The sequence below is a fragment of the Streptosporangium sp. NPDC002721 genome (assembly GCF_042888905.1).
Lineage (GTDB): Bacteria > Actinomycetota > Actinomycetes > Streptosporangiales > Streptosporangiaceae > Streptosporangium.
In genome coordinates, this window is record NZ_JBIAQI010000008.1 from 342524 (window position 1) to 355027 (window position 12504).

At 69.4% G+C, this 12504-nt stretch carries 11 protein-coding genes; 4 read left to right on the forward strand and 7 right to left on the reverse strand.

Annotation, left to right across the window (positions count from 1 at the left end; genetic code table 11):
• Window positions 1-40: 40 nt before the first annotated feature.
• The 3 genes from ACFYWM_RS13810 to ACFYWM_RS13820 all read right to left on the reverse strand — a co-directional run bounded on the left by ACFYWM_RS13810 (window position 41) and on the right by ACFYWM_RS13820 (window position 2625).
• Window positions 41-946 (reverse strand): NAD kinase, encoded by a 906-nt coding sequence (locus ACFYWM_RS13810; protein WP_389913571.1) that lies wholly within the window; start codon window positions 944-946, stop codon window positions 41-43.
• Window positions 947-1495: 549 nt separating this feature from the next.
• Window positions 1496-2314, reverse strand: a complete 819-nt coding sequence (locus tag ACFYWM_RS13815) for a TlyA family RNA methyltransferase (RefSeq protein ID WP_389913574.1) — start codon at window positions 2312-2314, stop codon at window positions 1496-1498.
• Window positions 2311-2625 (reverse strand): hypothetical protein, encoded by a 315-nt coding sequence (locus ACFYWM_RS13820; protein ID WP_389913577.1) that lies wholly within the window; start codon window positions 2623-2625, stop codon window positions 2311-2313. Before ACFYWM_RS13820 ends, ACFYWM_RS13815 begins: the two co-directional genes overlap by 4 nt.
• Before the next feature lie 529 nt (window positions 2626-3154).
• Between ACFYWM_RS13820 and ACFYWM_RS13825 the strand changes: the two genes are divergently transcribed.
• Window positions 3155-3502 carry an SCP2 sterol-binding domain-containing protein gene (locus ACFYWM_RS13825; RefSeq protein WP_389913580.1) on the forward strand — a complete coding sequence of 116 codons (348 nt, stop codon included), beginning with the start codon at window positions 3155-3157 and terminating at the stop codon, window positions 3500-3502.
• A gap of 465 nt (window positions 3503-3967) precedes the next feature.
• Here the strand turns inward: ACFYWM_RS13825 and ACFYWM_RS13830 are convergent, their stop codons facing one another.
• Together ACFYWM_RS13830 and ACFYWM_RS13835 are read right to left on the reverse strand one after the other, a co-directional pair.
• On the reverse strand, window positions 3968-4987 hold the full coding sequence (locus ACFYWM_RS13830) for an HAD-IIA family hydrolase (protein WP_389913582.1): 1020 nt from the start codon (window positions 4985-4987) through the stop codon (window positions 3968-3970).
• Window positions 4988-5423: 436 nt separating this feature from the next.
• Window positions 5424-5855, reverse strand: coding sequence for a tetratricopeptide repeat protein (locus tag ACFYWM_RS13835; protein ID WP_389913585.1), 432 nt, complete (start codon window positions 5853-5855; stop codon window positions 5424-5426).
• Between the two features lie 111 nt (window positions 5856-5966).
• On the opposite strand from ACFYWM_RS13835, the gene ACFYWM_RS13840 reads away from it, so the two are divergent.
• Window positions 5967-7307: a DUF1015 family protein gene (locus ACFYWM_RS13840; RefSeq protein WP_389913587.1), complete on the forward strand. Its 1341-nt coding sequence runs from the start codon at window positions 5967-5969 to the stop codon at window positions 7305-7307.
• A 144-nt stretch (window positions 7308-7451) separates the two neighbouring features.
• Here ACFYWM_RS13840 and ACFYWM_RS13845 read toward each other — a convergent pair whose 3' ends face one another.
• Window positions 7452-8426, reverse strand: coding sequence for a single-stranded DNA-binding protein (locus tag ACFYWM_RS13845; RefSeq protein ID WP_389913590.1), 975 nt, complete (start codon window positions 8424-8426; stop codon window positions 7452-7454).
• Between the two features lie 63 nt (window positions 8427-8489).
• On the opposite strand from ACFYWM_RS13845, the gene ACFYWM_RS13850 reads away from it, so the two are divergent.
• On the forward strand, window positions 8490-9428 hold the full coding sequence (locus tag ACFYWM_RS13850; RefSeq protein ID WP_389913630.1) for an MBL fold metallo-hydrolase: 939 nt from the start codon (window positions 8490-8492) through the stop codon (window positions 9426-9428).
• Window positions 9429-9524: 96 nt separating this feature from the next.
• Here the strand turns inward: ACFYWM_RS13850 and ACFYWM_RS13855 are convergent, their stop codons facing one another.
• On the reverse strand, window positions 9525-10469 hold the full coding sequence (locus tag ACFYWM_RS13855; RefSeq protein WP_389913593.1) for a hypothetical protein: 945 nt from the start codon (window positions 10467-10469) through the stop codon (window positions 9525-9527).
• Here ACFYWM_RS13855 and ACFYWM_RS13860 point away from each other — a divergent pair.
• Window positions 10425-12305: a hypothetical protein gene (locus ACFYWM_RS13860; protein WP_389913596.1), complete on the forward strand. Its 1881-nt coding sequence runs from the start codon at window positions 10425-10427 to the stop codon at window positions 12303-12305. The genes ACFYWM_RS13855 and ACFYWM_RS13860 overlap by 45 nt on opposite strands.
• Window positions 12306-12504 lie beyond the last annotated feature (199 nt).

Sequence of the window (12504 nt, forward strand, 5' to 3'; positions counted from 1 at the left end):
CACGATCCTACGCTCTCGAGGCGTCGCCCGCCCGGACGAACTAGGGCCTCACACGGCCACGCCACCCCTGTACGGGGAGATCGAACTTGGCGACCAGCCTGTCGGTGAACGGCGCCCCGGTGTCCTCCAGACCGTGCAGCCGCGCCAGCCGTACCGGCAGCGCCGCCCGCCTGAGCTCCACCCTCGCACCGGCGGGCAGGTCGAACCTGCGGCGGCCGTCGCACCACAGCACCGCGCCCGCCGTCTCCGTCTGGACCTCCAGCGCCAGCTTGGAGCGGGGCGAGACCACCAGGGGGCGGGCGAAGAGGGCGTGGGCGCTGATGGGGACCAGCAGCAGGGCCTCCACCTCGGGCCACACGACCGGGCCTCCGGCGGAGAAGGCGTACGCGGTCGAACCGGTCGGTGTGGCGCAGATCACTCCGTCGCACCCCCAGCGCGACAGCGGGCGGCCGTCGATCTCGGCGACCACCTCGAGCATCCGCTCGCTCTTCTCGACGGTGGCCTCGTTCAATGCCCAGCTGTCGGCCAGCAGCTTGCCGTTGAGGCGGGCGGTGACCTCTATGGTCATCCGCTCCTCGACGTCGTAGCGGCCGTCCACCACGCTGTCGACCGCGTCCGCCAGGTCCTCCACCTCGGCCTCGGCGAGGAAGCCCACGTGGCCGAGGTTGACCCCCAGCAGCGGCACCCCCGCCGGGCGGGCGAGCTCGGCCGCCCTCAGGAGACTGCCGTCCCCGCCGAGCACGATCATCATCTCGGCGGCGTCGACCGCCGCGGAGCCGGCGGGTACCACGTCGGCCCCCGCGCAGGCGATCTCGTCGGCCTCGGCGCTGAGGACGCGCACGATCAGCCCGGCGTCCACGAACCGCTGGATCACCATCCGGGCGCTGTCGACGGCCGCCTCCCGCCCGGTGTGCGCGGTGACCAGCACGGTGCGCTTGGTAGTCATCGACTCTCCTTGAGCGTGGAGACCCTCGCCCCGAGGCGGGGAGGGAGACGCGACGCGGCGCGGCGCGTTTCGGTACCGTGCCCGGCGACGGCGACGACCGGGTTACTACGAGTGTGCCCGGCGGTGCCCCCGCCGGACCGGCGGGGGCACGAGACACCTGTGAAGCTGGTGTGGGACCTCAAGGAAGTTCTCCTGGCGGGCGACCGGCGGTGATTCGGGAACTCTCACGGATGATCACGGGATTCTCCCCGTCCGGGGACTCCAGGGATTCTGGGGGGTCGGGCGGAGGATGCCAAGTCTCCACTCCCCCGGCTCCCGGATGTCCGGGAAACCGTGGGCGGGAGTCGGGAGTCGGGAGTCGGGAGCGGGGAGTTTGGGGAGCGCCCACCGGAAGCCCTCCACGGGCGGGAGCCGGGAGCAGGAAGTCGGGGGGTCGGGGGCAGGGGCCGGGGAATCGAGGAGTCGGGGAGCGCCCACTGGAAGCCCTCCACGGGCGGAAGTCGGGAGCAGGAAGTCGGGAGGTCGGGGAATCGAGGAGTCGGGGAGCGCCTACCGGGGCCCCTCCGCCACGGCCCGCTCGATCTCCGCGTCAAGATCGGGGACCGGCGGAGCGCCCTCTCCCTTGCCCAGCCAGATGACGTACTCGACGTTGCCCGACGGCCCCGGCAACGGGCTCGCGGTCACCCCTCGCACGCTCAGGCCGAGGGCTCGCGCGGCTCCGGCCACATCCCGTACGGCCCCGGCGCGAAGTTCCGGGTCGCGGACGACCCCGCCCGCGCCGACCCGCTCCCTGCCGACCTCGAACTGGGGTTTGACCAGCATCGCGAAGTCGGCCCGCCCGGCGGCGCACAGGGCCAGGGCCGGCAGCACCAGGCGCAGGGAGATGAAGGAGAGGTCACCGACGATCAGTGTGGGAGCCTCGCCGACCATGTCGGGTTTGAGGTCCCTGACGTTGACCCGCTCCATGACCGTGACCCTGTCGTCGGTCCGCAGCGACCACGCGAGCTGGCCGTACCCGACGTCGACGGCCAGCACGTGGGCCGCTCCGGCGCGCAGCAGCACGTCGGTGAAGCCTCCGGTCGAGGCGCCCGCGTCCAGGCAGCGGCGCCCTTCGACGGTGAGGCCGAGGGGGCCGAAGGCCTCCAGCGCGCCGAGAAGCTTGTGCGCGCCCCGCGAGACGTAGTCGGGCCCCTCCGCCGCCTCCGCGACCACGATCGCCGAGGCCGTGTCGACCTGGGTGGCGGGCTTGGCTGCGACCTGGCCGCCGACGCTGACCCGGCCGGTCTCGATGAGCTGGGCCGCCTGTTCCCTGGACCGCGCCAGTTTCCGGCGGACGAGCTCGCTGTCGAGGCGTGTCCGCCGGCTCACGGGCGCCGGTCCGGGGTGCCGTCCGCCCTGGCGGGCCCCTGTCCTGGAAGGGTGTGCGCCAGAGCCGGCCCCGGCCCCGGGACACCGTGCCCCGAGGTGATCATCCGCTCCGGTGGAGCATCGGCCGCGGCGGTCTCCGGCCCTGAGGCGCCGTTCACCGCGGCGAGCGCCTGCTCCAGCCCGGTGAACACCTCCTCGAAGACGTCCGCGTGCGCCGAGACGGGCAGGGCAGCGAGGCGGGCGAGGCCGCCCAGCGCGGCGTCCACCCGCTCGTCGCCCGTCCCGTCCGTCTTCTCCAGCAGGTCCGTCATGCGCCCCCTCCGGCACCGCTCCTGGCCGTCTCGGCCCTTGTGACCGTCTCCACGGCCCATTCCTCCGTACGATCGTACGAACCGCACGAACACGGTCGCCGCCGCACGGGCACGACGCTCGCCGGCCTCGCGCCCGTGGATTCCCCGACCGTATCGGAACCCGAGCCCCTCGTCGCCTCGGCGGCCTTCCTCCGCTTTTCCGGCTTCAACCGTGCCCGCACTCGCGCCCTCCCCGCCGCGGACCGGTCTCACACGGGGCGATCCGCCGCCGGCCGACCCGGGGCGGCCGGAAGGAAAGGGGTTCTCCAAAAGTGGGTAAACCGTGAACTATCACGGGGCCCTCGCTCGTTGTCATCCCATTAAGGTCGGCGACCGCCAACGCGTACCCGCGGTGTTCCGACGCCAGGGCAGGAGCCTCTTTCTCCGGCACACCCCCCGCGCCGGATTGCATGCCGTACCCATGTGGAACGCTACCGTCCGTACCTGCAAGGGATTCGGATCGGTCAGGGAGAGAAGGGAGCGCCACGCGATGGCGACCGTCGACGAGTGCCGGGTGGCACTGCGCAAACTCGGCGAGCAGTTCGACGAGGTTGACCAGGAGAGCCGCGCCAAGCACGTGGTCGAGCGCAGCATCAGCTGCCACGTCAGGGATCTCGGCGTCACCTTCTACGGCCGCATCCACCACGGCGGCCTCGGCCCCTTCGAGGATCTGCCGGCGAACGACGGCAGGCAGGCCGAGGTGAAACTGACCATCGGCAGCGACGACCTCATCTCCCTGGTCAACGGGGAGCTCGACATGGGACGAGCCGTTTTCAGCGGGCGGGTCAAGGTCGACGCCAGTTTCGGCGACCTCATCCGCCTGCGCAAACTGCTTTGAGGATCCCGCCCTCGGGCGGGATCACGCGGCAGGAGGGTCGCCGAGGCCGACGACGGCCGGCTCGGCCACGGCCTCCCTCCCGGCCGACGACGCGGCGTCACCTCGGATCCGGGTGGACTCACCCGGATCCGCACGGGATCCAGGCGATCCACACGGACCCGCGCAAACTCCAGGCGACCCACACGGGTCCCCTGGAATCCAGATGGCCCATGCGGGTCCACACGGGGTCGAGATGATCCATGTCGGCCCGGTTCCGTGGAATCCAGATGATCCATGCGGGTCCACACGGGGTCGAGATGATCCATGTCGGCCCGGTTCCGTGGAATCCAGATGATCCATGCGGGTCCACGCGGAATCGAGATGATCCATGTCGGCCCGGTTCCGTGGAATTCGGATAACCCGTGGGTTCCCACGGAGACGGGCCAATTCACGCGGGAGGGAGTCAGGCGAGCCGGAGCGGCCATCTCAGCCGGAGCGCGAGGTGCGCGACGAGAGCACGGAATCGAGCGCCGCCTTCACGGCGTCCTCGTCCGCCCCGTCCTCACCCGCCGCCTCCCAGGTCGCGGCGGACGCGGCGCGGAGCCCGTCGAGCGGCTCGCCCCCGCCTTCGAGGGTGAGCGCTCCCTCATCCCAGCGGGCCGTCCACCCTTCGCAGGTCCAGCCGCTCCCGAGCCGCCGTACCTCCGGGTAGGGCCGGTGCAGGCCGGACAGATCATCGGCCAGGTAGGTGGGCCGGTGCCGTGGAACGGCGGTCAGCACGTCGAGCGGGCTCGCCACACCGGTCAGGACCAGCAGGCTGTCCACCCCCGCGTTGTTCGCCCCCTCGATGTCGGTGTCGAGCCGGTCGCCGACCACCAGGGGCCGTCGCGATCCGGTACGGAGCATCGACTCCCGGTGCAGAGGCGTCTCGGGCTTTCCCGCGACGATCGGCTCCACCCCGGTCGCCGTGGCGATGACCCTGGTCATCGCGCCGTTGCCGGGAAGCTCGCCCCTGCCGGTCGGCATGGTCGAGTCGGCGTTGGCGGCGACGAAGAGCGCCCCCTCCCTCACCGCGAGCGTCCCCTCGGCCAGTAGACCGTAGGAGAGATCGGGGGCGATGCCCTGGACGACCGCGACCGGGGCATCCAGGGCGGTGCTGACCGGACGCAGCCCGTGGGCGCGCAGCGCGGAGCGCAACCCCATCCCGCCGACCACCAGCACCGCCGCGCCCGGTTCGACCCGCTCGGCCACCAGCCGCGCGGCGGCCTGAGCGGAGGTCACGACATCCTCGGGGGCCGCCGGGGCGCCCAGCGCACGCAGGTGCTGGGCGATGGCGGCGGGGGTGCGTGAGGCGTTGTTGGTGACGTAGGCAAGGCGCACACCACTTTCCGCCGCCCGGCTGAGGGCCTCGGGAGCCCTCGGTACGGCGTCGCGCCCGAGATACACCACCCCGTCGAGGTCAAGGAGAAGAGTGTCATACGGGTCGATCAGCGTATTCGTGTCCACCGGCCCATTTCATCACCCGCGTTCCATCACCCGCACGGGCCCGTGCGCGGGAGCGGCCTGGATCACATCCAGCGAACCCCCGGATCGCGCCTGACAAGCACCTACGACCACACCGGCAGACCGACCTGGATCCACACGCGAAGGACACACCTACCACCGCACCGACAACCCGATACAGATCGCAATCGCATACGACGAACACCCACGGCCACCTCGGTAACACCGCTCCCCCGGCAACCTCGTCACCTCGGCAACCCCGCCACTCCGCCGACCCCGCTGACCCCACACAAATCACACGACGAACACCTGGCATCACACCGGCAACCGCACCCGAACCGCGTACGACGAACACCATGGACACATCGGCGACCCCGCACAGACCACACCGCGGACATGAGCCCACAGCGGCTTCCTTGTCTGGATCACATCCCGTGAATCACGTCCTGCGGGCACGCAACGTGGCGCGAACGCTCTTCAACGCGGAAACGTAGTGCCGCAGGTCGGGCCGCATCGCGACGGCGATGGCCAGTGGTTCCTGAGCCCCCTCCATGTCCCCGGTACGCCAGAGGGCGAGCCCAAGCCCGAAATACGCATAGTCCTCAGCCGGATTCGCATCGATGATCAAGCGAAAACTGTCGACGGCGTCGGCGTACTGCCGGGAGTTGAACTGCGCTCTGGCGAGAGCCTCCCGGATGCTCCGCGACTCCGGCTCCGCGTCGGCCGCCCGTTCCAGCAGCGCGGCCGCGGCAGCCGGACTCCCCTCGGCCAGCAGCCGCATACCTCGTTGGAACCACTCGTAGACGTCCCCGACCGGAGCGCCCGTCTCGGGGCTGGGGGAATCAGACGGACCGCCACGTCCTTGGACCATTATGTGAGGCCTCCTTCATCGACAGACGACAGATCTGGCCGATTCCCTGACGGACCGGGCACCACCACAGACTCGAAGCGGCCCCCGGCCGTTTCAGGCCTTTATGGCAGCATGCCCTCTATGGCGAATCCTGAACTGCCGATACCCGACGGGCTGGTGCTACGCCCGTTCCGCGGCGTACGGTTCGCGGTCGACGATCTGGCCGGCGTCACCTCACCGCCTTACGACCTCATCGACGAGGCCGGCGTGCGAAAGCTGCTCGACACCCACCCCAACAACGTGGTGCGTTTGATCCTTCCCGGCACCGACCAGCAGAGATACGCCGAGGCGCGGGAGACGCTTCACCAATGGCTCTCCTCCGGAGTGCTGACCGCCGACGAGACGCCCGCGGTCTACGTCTACGAGCAGTCGGGGCCCGGGGTCCTGCAGCGCGGAATCATCGGCGATGTGGGCCTGGCAGGTCCGGAACTGCACATCGTCTTGCCCCACGAGAACGTGATGCCCGGACCGGTCGCCGACCGGCTGGCGTTGATGAGCACCACGGAAGCCAACCTCGAACCCATCTTCCTGCTCTACGACGGCGCGGGCGGCGCCACCACCCGCCTCGTCGACCAGATCGCCGCGTCCCGTCCCCCGCTGGTGGAGGCGAAGACCGAGGACGGGGTCAGACATCGGCTGTGGGCCGTCACCGACACCGGGGAACTCACCTCCATCGACACCGATCTCCGTCCCCGCCAGGCTCTCATCGCCGACGGACACCATCGTTACGCCACCTACCTCGCGCTCCAGCGGCAACACCGAGCCGCCACCACCGGCGCTACGACGGCCGCGGCGGAGCCCGAGCCGTGGGATTTCGGTCTTGCGCTCCTGGTGGACTCCAGCGCCTACCCGCCGGATCTGAAGGCCATCCACCGGGTCATTCCCGAGCTGCCGCTCGAGGAGGCACTGGCCAAGGCCAAGGGCTCGTGGCGGGTGCGGGAGCACGCGGACCTGCCCGAAGGCCTGGCCGCACTGGAGGAGACCACCGGACCGGCCTACCTGCTGTCCTCCGGCGGGCTCACCCACCTTCTCAGCGACCCTGACCCCGATCAACTCGAATACGCCATGCCGTCCGAGCACTCGGCCAGGTGGCGAGCGTTGAACACCTCCATCCTCGCGGAGTTTCTCCTGCCGAAGGTCTGGGGGATGCGGGACGACGAACAGTCGGTGCGCATCGTCCACCACGATCCGGAGGCCGCCGTACGGCTCGCACGGGCCTCCGGTGGCACCGCGGTGCTGTTGCGCCCGCTCGCCGTCGACGAGGTGCTCGCGGTCGCGGCTCAGGGGGAACGGGTGCCTCGCAAATCCACCTCCTTCGGCCCGAAGCCCAGAACCGGTCTGGTCCTGCGCCTGCTCACCCCTACGTGGACACCGCCCACGAACGACCCGCCCTATGAGAAGCCCGACTCCTGAGGTTCCAAGGAGCCTGAATCCAGAAAGGAGACAGGATCTCCGAAAGACTTCGGAAGTCAGGTATCTCGGATGCACGGAAAAGAACCGGGATATCGGATGTGCGGGAAAGATGCGCGAAAAGAAGGGCACCGGTCACTCGCCCGCTCAGGAAACCGCGTCCGCACGCGTCGCGAGGTGAGGCATCTGCGAGCGGCCCGGAACCGGCGCCTCCAGGACTCGCGGAACCGGCACCGGCATGCCTTCCGGATCAAGGCCTGATCGGGCCGGGGGGAGGTCGTCAAACCCGGCCGAGGCGGGATCCCGTCCAACCGGAGTGAGCCCCGGCCCGGCCGAGTCCGGATCAAGCCCGAGGGGATCCGGTGCGGCCGGGCCCCGATCCGTCTCGACCGGAACGAGCCCCGGCCTGACCAAGGCCGAATCCAGCCCCAGGGGATCCGATCCGACCGGATCCGGTTCCAGGCCGACCCGTACGAGCCTCGACCTGACCGAGGCCGAGTCAGGCCCGACGAGGTCTGATCCGACCGGGGCGGAATTCGATGATTCGGACAAGGTGGTATCCAGCCCGGCCGGAGGGAGCCCCGGCCCGGCTGCGGTGAGGTCAGGGGTGGGATCAGGCCCGACCGGCGTGAGCCGCGGCTCCGCATCCTGCCCAGGACCCTCACGCCCCGCTGTCTCCTGCCCGATGATCCTCTGCCCCGTGTGCATAAGTGAGCGCACCGGCCGAGGCGGGGCGGGCACCGGAACTTCCTCCTCGCCGGTCAGAATCGTGGTGACCCTGCGTTCGAGGCGTCTCGCCGAACGCACCTCGACCTCGTACCCGGACGATTTGGCCCCCTCGCTTCCCCACCAGCGGCGGCGTAGCGAACCCGTCACCTCGACGACGTCATCCGGCAGCCAACCCGCCACGGCCTCGATCACCTCGAGCTCGAACGACGCGCACGGAATGGTGTCGACCCGGGCACCACGCCCGTGATGCTGCCGCCGGACGATCAGACGCCAGGTGCCGAGCCTGCTCCCGCTCGGCAACGACCTGATCTGGGCCACCTCAGGTAGGCGGCCCACGAGAATGACCTCGTTACGGTCCATGCGATCCCCCTCGATCTTGCTGGTCGAGGACAACTCTCTACGATGTGAGCTGCGCCGGAACGGCCGAATACCGTTCTGTGGATGCCGGTTCCAGTTATGAGGTGGCCTGTGGAAAACATCACCGCCCTCGGCGGGGACGTCTATGAGATCGACACGAAGATGGCCGGATACTCCAGCATCACCGCCGGATACCTGATCCTCGGAGACCGTCCCTGCTTGGTGGAGACCGGAACCTCCACCTCCGCCCCCGTGGTGCGCGACGCCCTGACCTCGCTGGGCGTCGGCCCCCGAGACCTCGCCACGGTCGTCGTCACACACATCCACCTCGATCACGCGGGCGGGGTCGGCGACATCGCCGGCTTCTACCCGGACGCGGAGATCGTGGTTCACGAGAAGGGGGCCCGGCATCTAGCCGACCCGTCCAGGCTGATGGCCAGCGCGCGGATGGTCTGGGGCGACAAGCTGGACACCCTGTTCGGCGAGCTCTCCCCCACGGAAGCATCGCGGATCCGCGCGCTCGGTGACACCGGCACGATCGACCTCGGCAACGGACGTACCCTGAACAGCCATTACTCGCCGGGGCACGCCAAACACCATGTGGGGCTCATCGACTCCGGCACCGGAGACCTCTACGTCGGCGACGCGGCCGGGGTCTACCTTCCGGAGACGGACGACCTGCGCCCCGCCACACCCCCGCCGGACTTCGACCTGCGGACCGCGCTGGACTCGATCGCCCTGTTCAAGGCGCTGGGCCCGCAGAGGCTGCTCTTCAGTCACTACGGACCGGTCGCGGACGTGGAGGAGGTCCTGGGACGCTCCGCCGAGGAGCTTCGCGTCTGGGTCGACCTGACCCGCCAGGCCCACGCGGAGGGCATGGATCTGGACCACGCCGTCGCCATGGTCAGGGAACGCACCCGCGACCGTTACGCGGCCCTGAAAGCGGACGAGGCGACCGCCGAGCAGTTCGAGATGCTGAGCGGCGCCCCGTCCAACGTGGCCGGCATCCTGCACTGGCTGGACCGGGTCCAACCGTAAAAACTGTCCCGGAAGACCCAGGATCACCCCGGAGGCGCCTTGCGCGTTCCGGGTGCGCGGTTCGCCCACCCGGAACGCGGCAGAGGTCCCTGAGGACTACTTCTCGGACTTGCCCCGGTGATCCCGGTCCGGCTTGTCCTCGGCCTTGTCCCGATCGACGTCCCGATCCTCGTCCAGGTCGTCGTCTCCGTCGGAGCCGGCATCGGGGGTGTCACTGAGAATGTCGCCGAAGTCAGGCTCGATGAAGGCCGGGCCGACGGCGCGCTCCACCTTCCGCTCGGCATCGACCGTCTCGTCCCTGGAAGGGACGCTCTCGGAAGAGCCCTCTTCATCGGAAGATCCGTTGCCCGGAGCATCACCGGCGACGAACCGGTTCGCACCGAACTCTTCGTCAAAGAGATCGTCTTCGTCTTCGATCTCCGCGTCCAGATCCGCGACGTCGTCGATGTCGGCGTCATCGTCGAGATGGACGTCATCGGTGTCGATCTCGGCATCGGCGCCGCCCTGGGAACGGGCTTCGCCGTCCTCGATCTCCCCGTCCTCGTCGTCGTCCTCTTCGAGATCTTCGATGACAGCGCCCGTCAGCTCCGCGTAACGCTCGGCCGCGTCGGTCTCACCCTCCTCGTCGAAGGCCATCGCCCGGCCGAACCACTCGGTGGCGGGCCCCTCGTGACCCGCCACCGACAGCGCGTCGGCGTAGGCGAAGGCGAGACGGGCCGACCAGGGCTGGGGACGGGTGTCGCGCAGCTCGGGAAGGCGCTGGAGGGTGATGACCGCGGCGTCGTTCTGGCCGAGATCCCTCCGGGCACCGGACTCCACGATGGCAAGTTCGATCTTGCCGACGCGGTCGAGCCGCTCGGCCTCCTTGGAGCGGACCAGGTCAAGGGCGCGCTCGGGACGGCCGAGGCCACGCTCACAGTCCGCCATGATCGGAAGGAACGAGTCGGAACCCGTCATCCGGCGAGCCGCGCGCAGATCGCTGAGCGCCTCGGAGAAGTGACCGGCGCGGTAGGCCGCGATGCCGACGGCCTCGCGAATCACCCCGATCCTGGCCGCGAAGCGACGAGCGACCTTCGTGTGCTCGTACGCCCGCTCCGCGTCGTCCTCTCCCAGAGCCCTCTCGGCCGCCACCAGATGGCGGGAGATCAGGTCCGCGAGGTCGAGCGGAAGGGAACGCAGTTCCTCGCGGATCTCCTTGTCGAGCTCCTCCGCAGTGATGTCCGGAGCGAGCTCCGGCAGCTCCTCACGCTGGCTGCTGGGAGCCTCGTCGCGGCCACCGGACCGGTCATCCCTGCCATAGCGGGTGCGGGACCCCTCACCGTCGCGGTCACGGTTCCCGAAGGGACGCCCCCCACCGGGACGGTCGTCACGGTTGAACGGCCCGCGCTCACCACGGTCGTCACGGTTGAACGACGGGCGCTCCCCACCACGATCATCACGATTGAACGGAGGACGTCCTCCACCCGGACGGTCATCGCGGTTGAACGGCCTGCGCTCACCGTCCGGACGCGAACCATAACGGCTACGGGTCTGGTCGCGGTCGCCGTACGAACGACGCTCGCCGCCGCGGTCATCGCGGTTGAACGACGGGCGCTCCCCACCACGATCATCACGATTGAAGGGAGGACGACCGGAACCACGATCATCGCGGTTGAACGGCGGACGATCACCTCGATACCCCCCACCGGGACGGTCGTCACGATTGAACGGCGGGCGCCCCCCACCGGGACGGTCGTCACGGTTGAACGGCCTGCGCTCACCACGGTCGTCACGGTTGAACGACGGGCGGTCCCCACCACGATCATCACGATTGAACGGAGGACGTCCTCCCCCCGGACGGTCATCGCGGTTGAACGGCCTGCGCTCACCACCACCACCGGGACGCGAGCCGTACTGACCGCGCGACTGATCGCGATCACCGTACGAACGACGCTCGCCACCACGATCATCACGGTTGAACGACGGACGGTCCCCACCACGATCATCACGATTGAAGGGAGGACGACCGGAACCACGATCATCGCGATTGAACGGCGGACGATCCCCACCACGACTGTCACGGTTGAACGACGGACGATCACCGCGATCACCGCGATACCCACCACCGGGCCGGTCGTCACGATTGAACGGAGGACGACCTCCTCCCGGACGGTCATCGCGGTTGAACGGCCTGCGCTCACCACGGTCGTCACGGTTGAAGGGAGGGCGACCGGAACCACGGTCGTCACGGTTGTAAGACGGCCGGTCCCCACGGTCACGGGCTCCGTAGGAACCACCACGGGCCTGGTCACGGTCACCGTAAGAACGCTGACCCTCTCCACGCGGCCCCGAGGGCCTCTGCCCGCCACTCGGACGGTCATCGCGGTTGAACGCGGGACGGCCGGAGCCACGGTCGTCACGGTTGTAAGACGGCCGGTCGCCACGATCACGAGAGCCGTAGGAACCACTCGGGCGCCCCTCTCGGCGCTCACCGTATCGGGGACCGTCGCCCGGACGTCCCCTGTCACCACCTGCGCGATCGTTGCGGTGGCCTCCCTGACCACCGGATCCGCGGTTTTCGCCCTCTTCGCGTCGGCCGGCGCCCTCAGGCCCGTTGTCACTGTTCACTTCTGGTCCATTCGTTGGCTCACTCTGCGAGCGTGTCCCGTCTCTTCGATCGGATGGGACGATTCGCTATGTGGGCGGTCTCCGGCCGCGGGGTGCGCCCCGTTCGCTATCGCTGCCCCGCCCTATCGTGGTCTGGCGCGACGAAGGCCACCCGCAGGTGGGGTGGCCCGGCCCCTTCAGCCTAGCAAGCCCTCGAAAGTCCACACGCCCTTCCTGCGGCTCCCGCAAATGATCACGACATGGCACCGCATCCTTGCGGGCGGTCCTTGAGGGACTACAAAGCCGTCCGACTCGACGGCCGCCGTGTTGCCATGAGTACCGAATGGCAGGACCGAAGAGCGTCCAGAGGCCTCTCCGCAACGCGAAAAGGGCCCGTGAAAGCACGAAGGCCCCCACCAACGGTGAGGGCCCTACGTGAAACGATTGTCCGGCGGTGACCTACTCTCCCACACCGTCCCCGGTGCAGTAC